This is a genomic window from Collinsella sp. AM33-4BH, from assembly GCF_003469205.1.
Lineage (GTDB): Bacteria > Actinomycetota > Coriobacteriia > Coriobacteriales > Coriobacteriaceae > Collinsella.
Genome location: NZ_QSIN01000001.1, coordinates 174,185 through 193,603, shown reverse-complemented (window position 1 = coordinate 193,603; position 19,419 = coordinate 174,185). Strand labels below are relative to the sequence as shown.

15 protein-coding genes and 3 tRNA genes are annotated in these 19,419 nt (G+C 61.5%); 8 read left to right on the top strand and 10 right to left on the bottom strand.

The genetic code is table 11. From position 1 onward, the window contains the following. Nucleotides 1–199: 199 nt before the first annotated feature. The 3 genes from rho to DW821_RS00885 all read left to right on the top strand — a co-directional run bounded on the left by rho (nt 200) and on the right by DW821_RS00885 (nt 4,926). Nucleotides 200–2,755 (top strand): transcription termination factor Rho, encoded by a 2,556-nt coding sequence (gene rho / locus DW821_RS00895; protein WP_233552970.1) that lies wholly within the window; start codon nt 200–202, stop codon nt 2,753–2,755. Between the two features lie 313 nt (nt 2,756–3,068). Next, a complete protein-coding gene (locus tag DW821_RS00890; RefSeq protein ID WP_118065043.1) occupies nt 3,069–4,469 on the top strand; it encodes a hypothetical protein in 1,401 nt (466 codons plus the stop codon). A 7-nt stretch (nt 4,470–4,476) separates the two neighbouring features. Beyond that, entirely contained in the window at nt 4,477–4,926 is a 450-nt protein-coding gene (locus DW821_RS00885) for a VanZ family protein (RefSeq protein WP_118065041.1), read from the top strand. Between the two features lie 114 nt (nt 4,927–5,040). Here the strand turns inward: DW821_RS00885 and DW821_RS00880 are convergent, their stop codons facing one another. Then, nucleotides 5,041–5,931 carry an ROK family protein gene (locus tag DW821_RS00880; protein ID WP_006235486.1) on the bottom strand — a complete coding sequence of 297 codons (891 nt, stop codon included), beginning with the start codon at nt 5,929–5,931 and terminating at the stop codon, nt 5,041–5,043. Nucleotides 5,932–6,072: 141 nt separating this feature from the next. Continuing rightward, nucleotides 6,073–7,254 (bottom strand): pyridoxal phosphate-dependent aminotransferase, encoded by a 1,182-nt coding sequence (locus tag DW821_RS00875; RefSeq protein WP_118065039.1) that lies wholly within the window; start codon nt 7,252–7,254, stop codon nt 6,073–6,075. Nucleotides 7,255–7,420: 166 nt separating this feature from the next. Between DW821_RS00875 and DW821_RS00870 the strand changes: the two genes are divergently transcribed. The 3 genes from DW821_RS00870 to DW821_RS00860 all read left to right on the top strand — a co-directional run bounded on the left by DW821_RS00870 (nt 7,421) and on the right by DW821_RS00860 (nt 7,714). After that, nucleotides 7,421–7,497, top strand: a tRNA-His gene (locus tag DW821_RS00870). Between the two features lie 22 nt (nt 7,498–7,519). Beyond that, nucleotides 7,520–7,595 (top strand) — tRNA-Lys (locus DW821_RS00865). A gap of 43 nt (nt 7,596–7,638) precedes the next feature. Next, a tRNA-Lys gene (locus tag DW821_RS00860) sits at nt 7,639–7,714 on the top strand. Between the two features lie 391 nt (nt 7,715–8,105). Here the strand turns inward: DW821_RS00860 and DW821_RS00855 are convergent. The 3 genes from DW821_RS00855 to DW821_RS00845 form a co-directional block, all read right to left on the bottom strand. Continuing rightward, the gene (locus tag DW821_RS00855) at nt 8,106–9,632 is read right to left on the bottom strand and encodes an FAD-dependent oxidoreductase (RefSeq protein WP_118065037.1); all 1,527 of its coding nucleotides are present in this window, start codon (nt 9,630–9,632) and stop codon (nt 8,106–8,108) included. 249 nt (nt 9,633–9,881) lie between these two features. Then, nucleotides 9,882–10,886, bottom strand: a complete 1,005-nt coding sequence (locus tag DW821_RS00850; protein WP_006235553.1) for a GGGtGRT protein — start codon at nt 10,884–10,886, stop codon at nt 9,882–9,884. A gap of 18 nt (nt 10,887–10,904) precedes the next feature. Then, on the bottom strand, nt 10,905–11,639 hold the full coding sequence (locus DW821_RS00845; protein WP_006235554.1) for an iron-sulfur cluster assembly scaffold protein: 735 nt from the start codon (nt 11,637–11,639) through the stop codon (nt 10,905–10,907). Nucleotides 11,640–12,042: 403 nt separating this feature from the next. On the opposite strand from DW821_RS00845, the gene DW821_RS00840 reads away from it, so the two are divergent. Then, nucleotides 12,043–12,855, top strand: a complete 813-nt coding sequence (locus DW821_RS00840; protein ID WP_118065035.1) for a transposase — start codon at nt 12,043–12,045, stop codon at nt 12,853–12,855. 660 nt (nt 12,856–13,515) lie between these two features. Here DW821_RS00840 and sufU read toward each other — a convergent pair. From sufU to sufC, 5 genes are read right to left on the bottom strand one after another with little or no spacing between them, the layout of a single operon-like run. Next, a complete protein-coding gene (gene sufU, locus DW821_RS00835) occupies nt 13,516–13,950 on the bottom strand; it encodes a Fe-S cluster assembly sulfur transfer protein SufU (RefSeq protein WP_118065033.1) in 435 nt (144 codons plus the stop codon). Then, nucleotides 13,943–15,268, bottom strand: a complete 1,326-nt coding sequence (locus tag DW821_RS00830; protein ID WP_199584228.1) for an aminotransferase class V-fold PLP-dependent enzyme — start codon at nt 15,266–15,268, stop codon at nt 13,943–13,945. Before DW821_RS00830 ends, sufU begins: the two co-directional genes overlap by 8 nt. Beyond that, nucleotides 15,265–16,536, bottom strand: a complete 1,272-nt coding sequence (locus tag DW821_RS00825; protein ID WP_118065031.1) for a SufD family Fe-S cluster assembly protein — start codon at nt 16,534–16,536, stop codon at nt 15,265–15,267. The genes DW821_RS00830 and DW821_RS00825 overlap by 4 nt, the downstream gene beginning before the upstream one ends. Further along, the gene (gene sufB, locus DW821_RS00820; RefSeq protein ID WP_118065029.1) at nt 16,536–17,948 is read right to left on the bottom strand and encodes a Fe-S cluster assembly protein SufB; all 1,413 of its coding nucleotides are present in this window, start codon (nt 17,946–17,948) and stop codon (nt 16,536–16,538) included. The genes DW821_RS00825 and sufB overlap by 1 nt, the downstream gene beginning before the upstream one ends. Before the next feature lie 12 nt (nt 17,949–17,960). Then, a complete protein-coding gene (gene sufC / locus DW821_RS00815) occupies nt 17,961–18,761 on the bottom strand; it encodes a Fe-S cluster assembly ATPase SufC (RefSeq protein ID WP_117638112.1) in 801 nt (266 codons plus the stop codon). Between the two features lie 224 nt (nt 18,762–18,985). Between sufC and DW821_RS00810 the strand changes: the two genes are divergently transcribed. Further along, the gene (locus DW821_RS00810) at nt 18,986–19,417 is read left to right on the top strand and encodes an Rrf2 family transcriptional regulator (protein WP_099431873.1); all 432 of its coding nucleotides are present in this window, start codon (nt 18,986–18,988) and stop codon (nt 19,415–19,417) included. The last annotated feature ends 2 nt before the right edge of the window (nt 19,418–19,419 follow it).

Genomic DNA, 19,419 nt, shown 5'->3' with positions numbered 1-19,419 from the left:
TCGTTTAAGAACGTCCCCAATGACTAAGTTGCAGGTGGCGGCGGTTGTGTTACACTAACGCTGCGTATATGACGCAATCATCTCGATACAGATCAATGATGTCCGTCGTTTTGAACGGAACTAGACTGTTTAGCCGCCCTGAAGGTTTATGCAGGGAGCATGTGATCACAGGGCTTGAAAAGAAAGTTGAGCAAACACCGTGTCTGATCAACAGCAAGAAAACGAAATAACGACGACGCAGACCGCTCCCGCTGCACCGGTTGCGTCGGACCAGGTCGCGGCGCCCGCGCAAGCCTCGGCTCCTGAGACGCCTAAGGCTGCTTCGACGCCTACGCCTGCAGCGGCTGAGAAGGCCGTGCCTGCAACTGGTGAGGAGGCTGCTCCGGCAAAGCCCAAGCGTACGCGCCGCACGACCAAGCCTGCTGCTGACGGCGAGGAGGTCACCAAGCCCAAGCGCCGTACCACGCGCACGACGCGCGCCAAGCGCACCGTTGCAGCTGACTCCTCGGCGCCGATTTCCGATGAGGTCGCGCAGGCACGTGCGTTGGCGCAGATTAGCGAGGCTCAGGTGGTGCGCGCCCGCCGTCGTGCTGCTGAGCGCGAGGCCGCGGCTCTGACCGAGTTTGCAGCCCCGTCTGTGCCCGAGACCCCTGCCGCCGACCAACCGACCGAGAAGCCGGCACCGCGCACACGCCGTCGCACGGCTGCTAAGGCCGAGCAGGTTGCTGAACAGGTAACCCCCGAGCTCACTGAGGCTTCGGTCCGTTCCGCGGCAGGGGAGGGCGCATCGCCAACTGAGCCCGCTGCGCCTGTCGAGGCCAGCGAAGTTCCCGTTGTCGATCCGGCTTTGCGCCCGCACCGTCGCGGTCGCAAGCCCAAGGCCTTCGTCGAGGCAGAGAAGGCCGCAGCCGCAGCCGCAGCTGCTCGGGATGCTGCGGCGACCGCCGAGTCTGCAACCGCTGCCGATGCACCCGTTCAGGATGCTGCGACTTCCGAGGCCGCTCCCGCCGATGCCGAGCCCGCCGACGTCCGCCCCGGTCGCAGCCGTCGCACTGCTGTTAAGCGCACGTCCAAGGCTAAGGCTGCCAAGAAGGGTGCGTCCGAGGATTCCGACGAGACGACCGCCGATGCATCGACTGATGCCGCCGAGCCCCAAGACGTCGAACAGCCTGCGTCCGAGAAGCCCAAGCGCGGTCGCAAGAAGTCCGTTAAGGCCAAGGCCGCCGAGCAGCATGCTGATGTCGAAGCGCAGGTCGATTCCGGCGCCGAGGCCAATGACGCCGCTGCGGCCAATGTTGACACCACCGCAACCGATGGTGCCGCCCCCGCCGAGGGCGAAGACGGCGCTCGCCCCAACCGTCGCCAGCACAAGCGCAACGAGGAGCGCAACGAGCGCAAGGACGAGCGCAACAACGACCGTCGCAACCGCCAGCGCGATCGCAAGCAACGCAACAAGGAGCGTAATGCCGCTCCCACCGAGCCCACGCTTTCGCGCGAGGAGCTCGCTGCCATGAAGGTCGCCGAACTTCGCGAGAAGGCCAAGGAGTTCGAGATCGAGACGACCGGCAAGAAGAAAGCCGAGCTTGTCGAGGAGATCTACGTCACCGCCGCGAAGGCCGAGGGCTTCCGCGACATCAAGGGCATTCTGCAGATTCGCCCGGACAGCTCCGGCATCATCCACGCCCATGGCTACATGAAGTCCAACGACGACGCCTTCGTGCCCGCCTACCTCATCCGCTCCGCGCGCCTGCGCACGGGCGACGTCATCGAGGGCTCGCTGCGTCCTTCGCGCGGCGGCGACAAGCGCGCCGGCCTCGCCAAAATCACGACCGTCAACGGTCTGGACCCCGAGCAGATTCGCAACCGCCCCAAGTTCGGCGACCTTACCCCGGTCTATCCCAATGAGCCGCTGCGCATGGAGCACGGCAAGGATTCCATCACCGGTCGCGCCATCGACATCGTGTCGCCGATTGGCAAGGGCCAGCGCGGCCTGATCGTGTCCCCGCCCAAGGCCGGCAAGACCACGATCCTCAAGAAGATCTGCCAGTCCATCTCGATTAACAACCCCGAGGTGCACCTCATCTGCCTGCTCGTCGACGAGCGCCCCGAAGAGGTCACCGATATGCAGCGTTCCATCAAGGGTGAGGTTGTGGCGTCGACCTTCGATATGCCCGCCGACAACCACACTCGTGTGGCAGAGCTCGTCATCGAGCGCGCCAAGCGCATCGTGGAGCTGGGTGGCGACGTCGTGGTGGTGCTCGACTCCATCACGCGTCTTGCCCGCGCCTACAACTTGGCGGCGCCCGCCTCGGGCCGCATCCTTTCGGGCGGCGTCGATTCGGCGGCCCTGTATCCGCCCAAGCGCTTCCTGGGCGCAGCCCGTAATATCGAGAACGGTGGCTCGCTCACCATCCTGGCCTCTGCCCTCATCGACACCGGTTCCAAGATGGACGAAGTCATCTTTGAGGAGTTCAAGGGCACCGGCAACATGGAGCTTAAGCTCGACCGCGATCTTGCCGACCGTCGTATCTTCCCGGCCATTGACCCCGTTGCCTCCGGTACGCGCAACGAGGATCTGCTGGTCGACGAGCAGATGCGCCCGTTTGTCTTTGGCCTGCGTCGCATTCTTGCCGGCATGAACAACACCGAGCGCGCAGCCGCATCGTTTATCAAGGGCCTTAAGGGCACCAACACCAACCAGGAGTTCCTGGTGCGTTCGGCCAAAAAGCACAGCGACTACGAGCAGACGTTCTAGGTTGTCATCCACACGCAGCGATAGCCATCAATGCGATAAAGGGTCGGGGCTTTGAGCCTCGGCCCTTTTCCATATCGCCGCTCCGCGCTTATTTTTAACCATAAGACCGACGAGCAGCAGGTTTCCCGTTTCAATCCGACATCGTCGCTTGCAATCGACGGGGCGGTTTCGCATAATAGCTTTTAAGCTTCGCGACGGAAAACGCAGATGAAACGAACCATATACCGTTGCTTTGGGGCATAGCCCCGCTTCATCTTCTCTCGCGCAGCCAACTGAATGATGCGATTTGGGTGCTGGAAGATGGGGAGAGCTCATGGCTTCTTCTGATGCAACACAACGAGCAGTCCTTGCCGGACTTTCGTGCGGGATCGGCCTTGCCGCTCCCGTGGTTATGTATGCCGCGACGCTGCCGTTTTCGTCGGTGAACGAGACGGTCGTGGCGGGTGCGGTTCCCTTCGCCGTGGGTGCGGTGGCGGGCGTGGGTATCTATGCCGCCTCGCTGGGTATCTCCGAGTACCGTGCGCAGCGTGAAGAGCGTCTGTTCCAGCCCGATGCCATGGGCGGTGCCGCCAATCTCAATCAGCATCAAAGCGAGTTCAAGACCGCCTCGATTCCAGCTCAGCAGCAGGATGCGACTCCTTACGCTGCGACTTCTGCTTCTCAGGCTCAGGCGGAGCAGTCTACCTCGGCATTCCTTTCCGGCCTGACTGGTGCGTTCCAGCGCCGTCATGCCGATGATGGTGTCCCTACCATTGCTCGAGCCGCAGATGCTATGGACGAGGACGAGGCTTGGTCCATGATCGACAGTATGCTCGACGACGATTCGCCGGTGAGCTGCAACCCTGCACACTCGCGCGACGTCTATCAAGTCGCCATCGACGAGCTCACCAACGGCGGGCAGACCGGCTCCTTCAATCGCGACGACATCGCCGCCGCGGCACGCGCCGTGTCTGGCTCCCAGGCCGCCCCTGCGGGCAGCACGGCGGCTTTCGTGGCACTCGTCGCCAACGCGGCAGCCAATAACGCCTACAGCGCTACCTCGGCGGACGCGAACGCTTCTGCCGACAATTCGTACGTTGATGAAGCCATGGCCGCGGACGAGGAGGCCGTTGCCGCCCGCCGTGCCGCCGAAAGCTCGCTTTGGGGCGCTCCTGCCCAGCAGCAGGCGGCTGAGGCTGCGCCGTACAACGCAAACCTCGCCAGCATGCCTATCATCTCCGGTGCCGCGGACATCGATCTCGATGACCTCGATGAGCCTGCAGCCATCACCGCATCGATTGATGCCCAAGATCGCATCGACACCGGAGACCTTCCGGACGCCTCGCTCGAGGTTGATGTTCCCATAGCCGATTACTCGGGCCACGAGGACATGTGGGCCGCCGCCACCGCGATTCTGGATGAGATTGACGAGCCCGCTCCTGTTGCAGCGCCCGCTCCCGTCGCTGCCCCTCAGCCTGCTGCCCCCGCCTATGTCGGCCGTCACAGCGCTGTGTTCCCCGAGGATACCGCCCGCATCTCGCGCGAGAGTATCGAGCGGGCCGAGGCTATTGCCGCCGGCATTATGGAAAATCGTCGTCACGAGCGCGTCAATCAGATCCTCGAGGAAGAGATCGAGCGCCTGCAGTCCTCCACAGCCAAGCGTACAGGCCGTGCCTATCTGAGCGTTATCGAGGGCGGTACCGCCAGCTTCGCGCCGCTCCGCGCGGAGGCATAACTTCTGCATGGTTAAGATCAATCGAAAATGGGCGGTCGCGACCTGCCTGATGGCGCTCTTGATCTGGGGCAATTCGCTGGTTCCCGGCTTGGGGTCGGGCTCGCTGAGCCTAACGGTCATGGAAGCTATCCGCGGTTTCCTGCACGGCGTGGGACTTCCATATGAATGGGTGACCAACTTTGTTGTTCGCAAGTGCGCGCATTTTACCGAGTATATGGTGCTCGGCATCCTGGCAACGCACGCCTTTGATTTTGAGGGCCGGCGCACCTTTGACGTGCTGCTGCCCACGGCGGTGTTCCTGCTGCTGATTCCCTCGATCGACGAGACGATTCAGCTCTTTGTGCCGGGACGCGCCGGCATGATCACCGATGTGATGATCGACTGCTGTGGAGCGGCAACGGGCGTTGTGCTTCGATATCTCTTACGGTGGCTGATGTGCGCCAAAAAAGCCGCCTAGGACGTATTGTTTGGTCCTAGGCGGCCTTTTTTATTTGAGGGGTTATATGAGGCGTGGTGGCGTCGTTCCGTAGGTTGGATTTGCCGAGCGCGCCACGCCCTGTGGGTGCGTCTGCTACTGAAGCGCCTGTGCGCCCAGGGCCAGGCAGCCCATGATGCCCTGCTTGCCCTCGAGGCTGTTGTTGACAATATAGGAATCGATGTCGTTGACCTCGGGCGTGACGATATAGCCGTTGAGCATCTCGGCGCACTTTTTGCGTGCGAGCGGCACGATGGGGGTGTGGTCGGCCACGCCGCCGCCGATGATGATCTTTTGCGGTGCGTAGCACAGCGTGTAGGTCATGAGCGCCTGTGCCAGATAGCCTGCGAGCAGGTCCATGGCCTCCGGGTCATCGGCCATGTCTCCGGCGCTCTTGCCATCCCAGCGCTTTTTAACGCCAGGGCCGGCGATGAGGCCCTCGAGGCAGTTGTCATGGAAGGGGCAGGCGCTATGCTCGCCGATGGTGTCGCGCGGGTCGCGCGTGACCAGGATGTGGCCGGCCTCGGGATGCATCATGCCGTGCACGAGCTTACCGCCCGAGAGCACGCCGGCGCCCACGCCGGTGCCGATGGTCAGGTAGACCACGTCGGTGAGGCCCTGGGCGCAACCAAAGGTGACCTCGCCCAAGCAGGCAACGTTGACGTCGGTGTCGTAGCCACAGGGAATATTGAGCTCGTTTTGGATGGTGCCCAGCAGATCAAAGTAGCGCCATGCCGTTTTGGGCGTCTCCAGGATCTTGCCGTATTGGGGCGAAGCGGGGTTGACTGCGGTGGGGCCAAAGGCGCCGATGCCCAGTGCGGCGATGCCCTTGTCGGCAAACCATGCATTGACGGCCTCAACGGTCTCCTGCGGGGTCGTGGTCGCGATCTGCTCACGCTCCAGGACCGTACCGTCTGCATAGCCCGTGGCGCAGACCATCTTGGTGCCGCCGGCCTCGAGCGCTCCGATAAGCTGCTGTTCTGCCATAGTATTCCTCTCTCTGGGACGAGTTGCTCCGTGACTAAAGTATAGGGCTCTAAACCATTTAAGAAAGCGCTATAAAAAGAAGCCTCGCAACGTGGCGGGCGGTGCGGGGCTTCTTTGGTTGCTTTAGTTGCCGGGCCGTCATTACCCGCGCGGCTTGATTTTATCACGTAGCGACTTGAGGTTCTCCAGTGCCGCGTTAAGCGTCTCGTCCAGCTTGGCAAAGTGGAAACGAATCAGATGGTTGACGGGCTCGCGGAAGAAGCTCGAGCCGGGCACGGCGCCCACGCCCACCTTGGATGCGAGGTCCTCGCAGAATTCGAGGTCGCTGTCATAGCCAAACTCAGAGATGTCCATCATGACGTAGTAGGCGCCCTGTGGCACGTTATGCTCAAGACCGATGCTATCGAGCCCCTGGCAGAACAGGTCGCGTTTGGCGGTATAGAGGTTAAGGACCTCATCGTAATAGCTGTCGTCGAAGTTGAGGGCGGTGACAACGGCTTCCTGCAGGGGAGCGGCGGCACCCACGGTGAGAAAGTCGTGGACCTTCTTGATACGCTCGGTGATCTGGGCCGGGGCGATGGTGTAGCCCAGACGCCAGCCGGTGATGGAGTACGTCTTAGACAGCGAGCTGCAGCTGATGGTTCGCTCGAACATGCCGGGCAGCGTGGCCATATAGACGTGCTCATGGGGCGCGTAGACGATGTGCTCGTATACCTCGTCGGTGATGCAGTAGGCGTCGTACTGTTTGCAGAGGTCGGCGATAAAGGTGAGCTCCTCGCGCGTAAAGACCTTGCCACAGGGGTTGGACGGGTTGCACAGGACGATCGCCTTGGGATCGTTGTCGCGGAAGGCCGCCTCGAGCACCTCACGGTCAAAGTCGAACGCAGGCGGGTTGAGCGGCACGTAGATGGGCTCGGCACCCGAAAGGATCGTGTCGGCGCCGTAGTTCTCATAGAACGGCGAGAAGATTACGACCTTGTCGCCGGGGTTCGTAACCGTCATCATGGCGGCCATCATGGCCTCGGTGGAGCCGCAGGTGACTACGATGTTCTCGTTGGGGTTGATCGGCATGCCCATAAAGTGCTCCTGCTTAGCGGCAAGCGCCTCACGCATGGCCTGGGAGCCCCAGGTGATGGAGTACTGGTGGTAAAGCGGCTTGGGGTCGGTGGCGATGGTGCTGAGGCTGTTGAGCAGCTGCGCCGGGGGATCGAAGTCGGGGAAGCCCTGCGACAGGTTGACAGCACCGTACTTATTGGAGATGCGCGTCATGCGGCGGATGACCGAATCGGTAAACGTTGCCGTACGGTTGGAGAGTTCTTTCATGCTTGTCCTTTCGAGCATTTGCAGTGGGGCAAGTTTACTCCTATGAAACCGGTGGGAATTGCTCGAAACGCGCTTGAAAAACTCTTTTCAAAATTCTTGAAAATTGGGGCTTGCATCGCGTGGCGTTCCTTGCAATAATAGTCGAGCGCGAAGCGCACAGGACACGGTGGGTGTAGCTCAGTTGGCTAGAGCGACGGGTTGTGGTCCCGTAGGTCGAGGGTTCGAGTCCCTTTACCCACCCCAGTTCTTGCTTCGTGTTGATATCGGGTCGTTAGCTCAGTTGGTAGAGCAGGGGACTCTTAATCCCAAGGTCCAGGGTTCGACCCCCTGACGGCCCACCACACGATATCTCCTCTAAAGTCCGCCACAACGGACTTTAGCTTTGGGTCGTTAGCTCAGTTGGTAGAGCAGGGGACTCTTAATCCCAAGGTCCAGGGTTCGACCCCCTGACGGCCCACCAAAGATTGTTAAGACGGTCAACTTCGGTTGGCCGTTTTTTTTGTTAACAGTACATGGGGTCGAACCCGTAAGGGCGCGGAGCTGAGGAAATGCGTAAGCATTTACCAGCGTAGCGCGCAAGGCGCAAAGCGCCGCAGCGGCCGCCTGCAAAGCAGGCTGACCCCCTGACGGCCCACCAAAGCATGTTAAAGCGACTGGCTTCGGCTGGTCGCTTTTTTGTTGACCTCGCATGGGGTCGAACCCGAAAGGGCACAGAGCTGAGTAATCTGCACCGTGATTCCCTTAGGGAAACACGGCTAAAGCCCCATAAACGTGCTCTCCTTATGAGAATTATGCTCATGGGGCTCGATGCATGTTGAGAAGTTGTGATCAAACTCAAAGTGAGAATCGATTTAGTCCGCTCGATAATGGGAACCGAGACTTTCGGTTCGGTTGCGCATGGCTTTGACCATTTCCTGTGCTAGTTGAATCTGCGATTGCAGGCGGGCGAGGGCTGCGACTTCGCTGTCCTGGGCTTTCTGTGCGCTCAAGGTCGTTGCCTCCGTCTTCAAGCCCTCAAGCTCGTGTAGTGTCTTGGATAGACCTGCTTCGGTCCTGTTGATCATGCAATAGGTGCTCATCGTGTGCTTAAGGCTGCGTGTCAGGCGTTCGGCATCTGTTGTGGCAATGCCGTACTGGGGGAGGGCGATATCCGCCTTCGGGGCCACCTCAGGTGCATTCTGCGCTGCAAGGGCTGCCGATGCGCCCGCGATGCGTCCGAACACGATGCCGTTGGCGCTTGACAAGCCACCAATGCGGTCGGCGCCGTGCATGCCGCCTGTCGCCTCACCGCAAGCGTAGAGGCCCTCAACGCCCGTGTGCGCGGTCTTATCGATCTTGATGCCGCCATTAGCGGCGTGGGCATACATCGCAACGCGCATCTCGTCAGTCGGGGCGATGCCGTGCTCGTCTTGCAGCCAGGTGGCAAAGGTCTGCACAAACTCGGGGATGTCCTCGCGGGGGAAGTCGTAGTGGAGCGCCAGGCCCTCTGCACCTGCTTGATCGATGGCAAGATCGATGGCGCGGGAAGCCAAGCGCGAAGTGAAGGGTCCATATCCTGAGCGTTGCTCAAGCAGATTGTCCAGCTTTTCATCGGCAATATCGACCGTTTGGTCAAACGTGACGTAGCGCCAGGTTTTCTCATTGAAGACCAGGTTGCGCTTGGGTTCAATGAAGCCGGGCATCATCTGCATGAACTCTATATTAGTAAGTGTTGCGCCGTGCGCCAGCGCGATGGCCTGCGAGGAGCTGAGCACATCAGCCGACGTAAGGCTGCGCTCGAACAGGCCACCTGTGCCACCGGCTGCGATGATCGTGGCCTTGGCAGCAAAGGGCACGATTCGATTTTCGGTGAGGTCGTAGAGCACGGTTCCGGTTATTCTGCCGTTCGTGTCCTCAACAAGGTCGATAAGCTCATGGCGGGGGAGCAGACGAATGCCGAGCGACTCGAGCCGGGCCGTCAGAGCGTCCTCAAGGGGCTTGCGGGTGAGGCCGCGCCACATGCGCGTTTTGTGGTCAAAGCAGGGGATAAATTGCTTTTGCTGGGCGCTCTCGGCGCTTTTTGGACGCTGGAGATCAACGCCCAGATCCTGTTCGAGCCAGTCAATCGCTTGGGGAATGCCGTGGACGAACGTCTGGACGAGTTCGGGGTCGGCAACGCCGCCGCCGACGGTTTGGATGGTGTCGATAAGGTCCTGCTCGTCGTCTTCGTCGACGGGCCCAATAAGCCCGAGTCCCCAGGTGCCCGGGAAGAAGCTCGATCCGCTCATGGTCTTGCCGGCGCTTGCGATGGCAACGGTTGCGCCCGCGCGCGACGATTCTATGGCGGCACAAAGGCCCGCAATGCCAGATCCAATTACCAATACATCAGTCGATTCCATGGGATTCCTTTCTCGTCCGCGCATTGTCGCACGGGAGATTGGCAAAGGTATCGCAAAGATTGGATAAATCGGTAAAGGGCGAATATGGCACGTGGGCGTTGAGGCCGCTTGACGGCTCCTTCTCATTACACCTCACGTTCCATCAGAACTGATATATCGGATCTCGAACGCTTTATGGCAAAAAAAGAGCCGCTACCTGGGTGGGTAGCGGCTCAAAAGCTCAACTATATGAGCATCGCGCGGGCGCGATTAGGCCTTGAGGGCCTCCTCGACGGCGACAGCGCAGGCGACGGTGGCACCGACCATGGGGTTGTTGCCCATGCCGATGAGACCCATCATGTCAACGTGCGCAGGCACGGAGGAAGAACCGGCGAACTGGGCGTCGGAGTGCATACGGCCCATGGTGTCGGTCATGCCGTAAGAGGCAGGGCCGGCGCCCATGTTGTCCGGGTGCAGGGTACGACCAGTGCCGCCACCAGAAGCGACGGAGAAGTACTTCTTGCCAGCCTCGAGGCGCTCCTTCTTGTAGGTGCCAGCGACGGGGTGCTGGAAGCGCGTGGGGTTGGTGGAGTTACCGGTGATCGAGATGTCGACGTTCTCGTGCCACATGATGGCAACGCCCTCGCGGACGTCGTCGGCGCCGTAGCAGTTGACGGCGGCGCGGGGACCATCGGAGTAGGGGATGGTCTCGACGACCTTGAGCTCGCCCGTGAAGTAGTCGAACTGGGTCTTCACGTAGGTGAAGCCGTTGATGCGGGCGATGATCTGAGCAGCGTCCTTGCCCAGACCGTTGAGGATGACGCGCAGCGGCTTCTTGCGAGCCTTGTTGGCGTTCAGAGCCAGGCCGATAGCACCCTCAGCGGCAGCGAAGGACTCGTGACCGGCCAGGAAGGCGAAGCACTCGGTGTCGTCGGAGAGCAGCATAGCGCCCAGGTTGCCGTGGCCCAGACCGACCTTGCGGTCCTCGGCGACGGAGCCGGGAACGGTGAAGGCCTGGATGCCCTCGCCGATGATGGCGGCAGCCTCAGAAGCGGACTTGGCGCCACGCTTGACAGCGAGAGCGCAACCGAGGGTGTAGGCCCACTCGGCGTTCTGGAAGGCGATGGACTGGGTGTTGTTGACGATCTCACGCGGGTTGAAGCCCTTGTCGGTGCAGATCTGCAGAGCTTCCTCGAGGGAGGCGATGCCGTTGTCGGCGAGGCACTTGTTGATCTTGTCAGCGCGGCGCTCGTAACCTTCGAACGTAACAGTCATAGTTATTTCCCTCCCTTTCTACTCGTGAACCGGGAACACGCTGGCGACGGAGTGAGTCTCCTCGTCGGTGCGCGGGTCGATGTACTTGGCAGCATTCTCCCACTGACCATAGTGGCCCATAGCGCCAGCGATGGCCTCCTCGGGGGTCTTGCCGGCCTTGACGGCGTCGGTGAACTTGCCGAGGTTCAGGAACTCGAATGCGATGATCTCGTTCTTGTCGTTGAGAGCCATGCGGGTGACGTAGCCCTGAGCGAGCTCGAGGTAACGAGCGCCCTTGGCCTTGGTGCCGAACATGGTGCCGACCTGAGAGCGAAGGCCCTTGCCGAGGTCGTCGAGGGAGGCGCCCACGGGCAGGCCGCCCTCGGAGAACGCGGTCTGGCTGCGGCCGTAAACGATCTGCAGGAAGATCTCGCGCATAGCAACGTTGATGGCGTCGCAGACGAGGTCGGTGTTGAGGGCCTCGAGGATGGTCTTACCGGGAAGGATCTCGGAAGCCATGGCGGCAGAGTGGGTCATGCCCGAGCAGCCGATGGTCTCAACGAGGGCCTCCTCGATGATGCCGTCCTTGACGTTCAGCGTGAGCTTGCAGGCGCCCTGCTGAGGTGCGCACCAACCCACACCGTGCGTAAGACCGGAGATGTCGGAAATCTCCTTAGCCTGGACCCACTTGCCCTCCTCGGGGATGGGTGCGGGGCCGTGGTATGCACCCTTGGCAACGGGGCACATGTTCTCCACTTCCTGTGAGTACTGCATGCCTCTCCTCTCTATCGTGTTGGCGTCCCGTCTGGGGGTCGTGGCTGGCGATTGCCGGGCGACCCTTCGAAAGGGACATGACATGCAGCCCCTATAATACCGCGAAATGCACGGAATATTCGGCGAACGGCTCAGTTTTCGTAGCGAGAAGTCCGGAAGTTTTAATTGAAACGGTTTAACTCTATGTTCTGTGGTCGTGAACTTCCGTAGAGGGGGTCCGATTTTGGTAAGATTTTGGTCAGCTCTTGTAAGCGTTGCATGGGTTGACCTGTTGCAACGGTGCCGTTCACCGCCCGTTTACTGCCTTTGGCCGCGCGAGTGTATTGTTTTGCGTGAATGTTTTGATGGCACGCTTCAATCGTGCTGTATTGGATGGCAAGCAGATCCCGGCGAAGGGAGCGCCATGCAGCGCGTTTGGAGAACGGTTACTGGCTTTTACTATGTCTGTGCCCGCGGTACGGACAAGCAGCTCATCTTTGAGGGCGATGAAGACCGGTGGGAGTTTTTGGAGCTGATGCGCGACTGCTGCCGCGAGGCGGGCGTGACGGTTATCGCCTGGTGCCTTATGGGTAATCACGTGCATTTGGTGCTTGCAGATTACGAGGACAGGATGAGCGCGGCGATGCACCGGCTGCTTTTGACGTACGCGCGGCGGTTCAATAAACGCACGGGGCGCACAGGCCATCTGTTCCAGAACCGTTTTGACCGGCGCTCGCTCGATACCGACTGGCAGGTGATGGAGGCTATTCGCTCCGTACACGCCGATCCACAGGAGGCGGGCGTTAGCCTAATCGAGCGTTATCCCTGGAGCAGCTTTGCGGAGCATTTGTGCGCTTACGACGGTGACGCGGCTGATGTCGCGAGGGGATTTTCTGATCCTTCTTGCGTGCTTGAGCTTTTTGGTTCTGCCGAGGGCTTTATTACCCATTCGCTGTCGACGCCCGACGGCGGCGAGCCAGCGCTGGGCGATATGAAAGAGACGGAGTGGGAACGCCACGCCTTTGCCGACAAGTTGGCGAAGCGCCTCGGGGTTCCGCTCAACGGGGTTAAAGCTGCACCGCCGGCGCAGCGCGATACCGTTGTTGTTGGATTGAACAATGCCGGCTTTACGGTGCGCCAGATCGAGCGGTATACGGGGATTAGCAAAAGTACCGTCTCTCGTATCGTGCGCGCCCGCGCGCGAACGGCGATGCGGGCTGGCGGAAACGTGATGTAAGGTCGCCTTTTCACCGCAGCTGGGGTCGTCCATACGCCGCAACCAGCGTTCAAAAGCTTGGTGAGGTAACTGCACTTCTTAATATGCATAGAACAATCGCCATCTTGCATAAAATAACGGCTCAGTCCGGGTTTGCCCGTGCCTACCCCCGTCTGCGCCGTGCAAAAAACGGAGTTTTCAGCATCGTGTTGCTGTCGGCACCGCCGCAATCTTGCAACATACGGGTTCCGAAGCTATTGATTCCCGCCGTTGCGCCCTTGAAGCACGTGCCTGCGTCCCGTCAGGCCGCGATGTCTGTTCTAAAACACAATATATATGCGCCTGGAGACGTTGATTAACGCTTCCGATGCGTATGCCCACAGCTTTGCATGCTGAATACTCGCAAAAATGCACGCCGCTCCCCATGGTACCCGGCTGCGGCAGGCGCGAAGCGAGTCGGAGCTTCGCAGAACGGGGCTTGGCGCATTGCTTGGCGGGCCCGGGGCCCTGCCGCAGGCCTTTGGTGCTGTGGAAAACGCCCGTGTTCGCGTCTGGTCGTGTGGTGAATGACAGAGGGGGCGCCGGACGCGCAGACTTTGTGCATCTGTGCTCATTAGGAAAAAACAGAGCCGCCCGTATCGGGCGGCTCGGCAATCAAAAACCTTGGATTCGGGGCATACGCTACTGGTTAGCTTGCCCCTCGAGCATGCCGTCGAGGGTACGCCAGGCGAGCTCGGCGCATTTGACGCGGGCGGGCATGTGCGAGATGTCCTGGAGCTGGGCGGCTTCGTCCAGGTCTTCCAAGTCCTCTTCGGAGAGCTTCTCGCCGCGGATCATGGCGAGGAAGAGCTCTGCCAGGCGGTGAGCTTCCTCGACGGTCTCGCCGGTGATGAGGTCGGCCATGATGTCGGCACTGGCCTGGCTGATGGCGCAACCGTGGCCGGTAAAGGAGGCCTCCTCGATTAAGCCGTTCTCGACGCGCAGCTGCAAGGTGAGCTCGTCGCCGCAGCTGGGGTTGATGCCGTCGTGCTCGTGCGTGGGAGCATCCATCTCGTACTTATAGTCGGGGTGCGAGTTGTGCTCCATAAATGTGGTGGAGGTGTACAGATTACCCATTGAACGTGCTCCAAACGTGATGCAGGCCGGCGATGAACTTGTCGATGTCGGCCTTGTCGTTGTAGAAGGCCACGCTGGCGCGGCAGCAGGCGAGGTTCTCGACGCCCAGCCAGGTGAGCAGCGGCTGTGCACAGTGGTGACCGGCGCGAATGCAGACGCCGTCCATATCCATGATGCTCGCGACGTCGTGCGGGTGGATGCCCTTGACGTTAAAGCTCACGACGCCGTGGTGGTTGTCCCAATAGATGGAGCCGATGATCTGGACAAAGTCGAGCTGCATGAGCTCGCCCATCAGGTAGTGGACGAGTGCCTGCTCGCGGGCCTGGATTTTCTCGTAACCCACCGTGTTGACTAGGTAATCAAGGGCGGCGCCCGTGGCGAAGATGCCGGCGGCGTCCTGCGTGCCGGCCTCGAATTTCTCGGGAACGGGCGCCCAGACGGCGTCCTGCTCGGTGACCGAATCGATCATCTCACCGCCGGTAAGCACTGGCGGCATGGCGTTGAGCAGGTCCATCTTGCCCCACAGCACGCCGATGCCCATGGGGCCCATGGCCTTGTGCGCGCTAAAGGCAAAGAAGTCGGCGCCCAGGTCGGCCAGATCGACCGGCATGTGCGGCAGCGACTGCGCGCCGTCGACGACCAGATAGCCGCCGTACTTGTGCACGAGCTTGCCGAGGTTCTTGACCGGGTTCTCGACTCCTAGCACGTTGGAGACCTGACCCACGGCCAGGATCTTGGTCTTGGGTCCCACCTTGGCCAGAACCTCCTCGGTGGTGAGCTGGCCGGTCTTGGTGGGATAGAGGTAGACGAGCTTGGCGCCGGTCTCGCGGCAGACCTGCTGCCACGGAATCAGGTTGGAGTGGTGCTCCATGATGGTGATGACGACCTCGTCACCGGGCTCGAGCACCGTGGGTGCAAAGCTCTTGGCGACCAGGTTGAGCGACTCGCTCGTGTTGCGGGTGAAGACGACCTCGTTGGCCTGTGAGGCACCGATGAGGTCGGCGATCTGCTGGCGGACTTTCGCGATGGCGTCGGTGGCCTCGACGGACAGCGAGTACAGGCCACGCAGGGGGTTGGCGTTCATGCGCTGATAGAAGTCGCGCTCGGCGTCGAGCACGCAGGCAGGGCGCTGCGCGGTGGCGGCACTATCGAGGAAGGCGATCTCGGGGTGTTGCTGGAACAGCGGGAACTGTGCCTTGTAGGGATTGGTCTCGATGTCGACGGTAGGCCAGCCGCGCGAGGCCTCGTCGCTGGCGTCGAGCTCCATAGGCTCCGGTGCGGTACAGGTATCGCATTTAACGTGCTCGGTGTCGATCATGCGAGCTCCTCTTCAAAGTTGTCGATCAGGTTGTTGCCCAGGCGGACGACGGCGGCGCGGGTGCGCTCGTCGGTGGCGGAAAGCGCGGCGTCCTCCAGCTTGGCACGGACGAACAGGTCCTCGGCGGCGTTTTGGTCAAGGCCGCGGCAGGCGAGATAGAACAGCTGCTCGTCGCGGACGTGGCCGATGGTGGCTCCGTGGTTGCCGGCGACGTCGTCCTCGTCGCACAGGATGACGGGGACGGTCTTGTTGTCGACCCCCTTGTTGGCCAAAAGCACCGTCTCGCGCTCGGTGCCGGTTGCACCCTTGCAGCCGTGCACGAGGTCGATGGTGCCGCGGTAGACCTTCTTGGACGTGCCGGTCAGCACGCCGTTGGCGTCGATCTCGCACTCGGTCTTGCGACCGCGGTGGCGCAGCTCGTAGTTAAAGTCGCGCACCTGCTCTCGGGCGCCCAGGTAGTCAGTATCGATGGTGACCTTGGCGGTATCGCCCAACAGGTCGCCGGCGAGGCCGGTGGCGCTGGCACCGGCACCCAGGACGGTGTGCTGCACGTTGACGCGCGCGCCCTCGTCCAGGAACAGGCCGGTGTCGTCGAGCGCGATCCAGCTATCGTCGAGCGTCTGCGTGCAGGTCACGTTGACGGTGGCGTACTCGTGGGCGCACACGCGTAGCACGGAGCCCACGACACCCTCGCCGGTAACGGGGGAGTCTAGGGCAATATGTAGATCGAGCGTCGACTGGGGACGGGCGACGACGTCGATGGCGGCGATGGCCGCGGCGGCATCGACAGCGCTCACGCGCACGGTAACCGTGGCGTGCTTGTATGCGGGCACATCGATGACGATGCGCTTGGTAGCGTGGTCGGCCAGGTAGGTGTAGGCAGCCTCGCCCATGCCAGTCTCGAAGGCCTCGGCAGGGGAGAGCTCCTCCTCGAGCTTGATGGCGCCGGCCTGGTAGACGGAGGTCGCAGGCACGTCGAGCTCGGTCTCGGGCGTGATACGGGCGCGGTCGGCGGCATCGCCGGGGGCGGAGGCGCGGCGCTCGGGGAAACGCTCGGCCATAGCGTCCATGGCGGCTTCAAACGCGTCTGCCACGCCGGTAAACTGCTCGTCCAAGCCCTCGACCTCAACGGCCTCGGTGGGAGCGGCGGCAAGCTCGTCAGAGAGCTCGAGCTTGGTCTGGTTCATCTTGAGCCAACCCCAAGTGGCAGCCGGCATCGCATTAACCTGCTCAAGGATGGTAGCAGCGGTGTTGGTGGTCTGTTTCATTATCCGATCGCTCCTTCCATCTCGAGCTTGATCAGGTTGTTCATCTCGACGGCGTACTCCAGCGGCAGCTCCTTGGAGACCGGGTTGGCAAAGCCGTTGACGATCATGGTACGGGCCTCTTCCTCCGAGATACCGCGGCTCATCAGGTAGAACACCTTATCGTCGCCGATGCGGCCGATGGTGGCCTCGTGGCCGATGTCGACGTTCTTGGCGCGGATGTCCATGGCGGGGATGGTGTCGGAGCGGCTCTGGTCGTCGAGCATGAGCGACTGGCAGCTCACGGTTGCCTTGGAGCCCTCGGCCTTAGGCGTGGCCACGATGGAGCTGCGGAACGTCTGGATGCCGCCGCTCTTGGAGATGCCCTTGGTCTCGACGGTTGCCGAGGTATCGGGCGCGTTGAGCACGACCTTGCAGCCGGTGTCGAGGTTCTGACCGGCGCCGGCAAAGGTGATGCCGGTAAAGCTCGAGCGGGCGCGGCGGCCGTTGAGCACGCTCATGGGGTAGAGGTAGCCCACGTGGCTGCCGAAGGAGCCGCTGATCCACTCGATGTCGCCGTCCTCGTCCACGCGCGCGCGCTTGGTGTTGAGGTTGTACATGTTCTTGGACCAGTTCTCGATGGTCGAGTAGCGCAGGTGTGCGCGTTTGCCCACAAAGAGCTCCACAGCGCCGGCGTGGAGGTTGGCAACGTTGTACTTGGGCGCGGAGCAACCCTCGATAAAGTGCAGGTCGGCATCGTCCTCGACGATGATGAGCGTGTGCTCAAACTGGCCGGCACCCTTGGCGTTGAGGCGGAAGTAGCTCTGCAGCGGGAAATCGAGCTTGGTGCCCTTGGGCACGTAGACAAACGAGCCGCCGGACCATACGGCGCCGTGCAGGGCCGCAAACTTGTGGTCGGTGGGCGGGATGAGTGTCATAAACTTCTCGTGGATGAGCGGTTCCCACTGCGGATCGTGCAGGGCTTCCTCAATACCGGAGTAGACGATGCCCATCTTGGACGCGGTGTCCTGCATGTTGTGGTAGACGAGCTCGGAGTCGTACTGCGCGCCGACACCCGCCAGGTAGCTACGCTCGGCCTCTGGGATGCCCAAGCGCTCAAAGGTGTTCTTGATGTCGTCGGGCACCGACTCCCAGTCGTGCTTTTGGTCGGTGTTGGGCTTGACGTAGGTGACGATGTTGTCCATGTCCAGGCCCTCGATGGAGGGGCCCCACGTCGGGTCGGGAAAACGGTCGAAGATCTCGAGGGACTTTAAGCGCAGGTCGAGCATCCACTGCGGCTCGTCCTTTTTGGCGCTGATCTCGCGCACGATGTCGGGCGTGATGCCGGCGTCGAGGCGCTCGAATCCCTCCTCGCCATAGGTGAAGTCGTAGAGGCTGCGGTCGATGTCCGCGACCTCGGTGCGGTTCTTGGTCATTGCGTCGCCCCTTTACGCCTGCTGCCCGGCAGCGGCGGCCTCGGCCTGGGCGCGCTGCTCGGCGGCCTCGCGCTCGAAGGTCTCAAAGCCGTTCTTGTCGATCCAGGGGATGAGCGAGGCGTCGTCCTCGCGCACGATGTGGCCCTTGACCATAACGTGGACACGGTCTACATCCAGGTGCTCCAGGATGCGCGTATTATGCGTGATGATGAGCATGGAACCGTCGCAGCTCTTGCGGTAGGCGTCCATGCCGTGGCTGACGGTGGAAAGCGCGTCGACGTCCAGGCCCGAGTCGGTCTCGTCGAGGATGGCGAGCTTGGGCTGCAGCAACAGGAGCTGGAGCATCTCGACCTTCTTCTTCTCGCCGCCCGAGAAGCCCACGCCTAGCTCGCGGTTGAGGTAGGCGGTATCCATGTTGAGCTCGGCCGCGAGCTCCTTGACGCGACGACGGAATTCCTTGCCCTTCATCTCCAGGCCGGGGCGGCCGGCGATGCTGGCGCGCAAAAAGCTCGACAGCGGCACGCCCGGGATCTCGACCGGGGCCTGGAAGCTCAGGAACAGGCCGGCGCGCGAGCGCTTGTCGGTGGTGAGCTCGGTGATGTCCTGGCCGTCAAAGACGATGCGGCCGTCGTTGACCGTGTAGACGGGGTCGCCCATGACCAGGTGGCCAAGGGTGGACTTGCCGGCGCCGTTGGGTCCCATCAGCACGTGGGTCTCGCCGGCGGCGACGTTGAGGTTGACGTTGTGGAGGATGGTCTTCTCGTCCACGGAGGCGGTCAGACCTTCGATGGAAAGCAGCGGATTTGCGCTCATGCTGTCCCTCTCTGTATATGGTGTACTCATGGGTGTGCGAAACCCTAGGAATCTTCTCGGAATAAAGTTACTATGGGTTCGGCGTTAGTCAAGGGAAAACCCGACTAATCCACTCGACTTTTCAAATTCTGGGACAAAATAACCTGTTGTGTTTGTCCCACTCACTTAAGATTTGGGACAAACAAACCTGGTTATGTTGTCCCAGATGCGATGGGAGGGTAGGTATGCTCATTTCTTCTAAGGGCCGCTATGCCCTCCGACTGATGATCTATATCGCAGCGCTTGGTGACGCCGAGGGCAAGATCGCCCTGCGCGAGGTCGCCGACCGCGAGCGTATCTCGCAAAAGTATCTGGAACAGCTTGTGCGTCCGCTTATGAAGGCAGGCCTGCTTAAGAGCGTGCGCGGCAAGGGTGGCGGCTACATGATGGCCAAGGACCCGGCCGAGGTGCGTGCTGGCGACATCCTGCGCGCCGTCGAGGGCAGCACGGCTCCGGTGGCGTGCGATGGTATCGACAACAGCTGCGCCCGCAGCGATCTCTGCTCGACCGTCAAATTCTGGCGTGGTCTGGACGACGTGATCGAAAAGTACGTCGACGGCGTGACGTTGGCCGACCTGGCCGCCGTCCCCGAGATCAACTTTGACATTAAGCTGTAGGG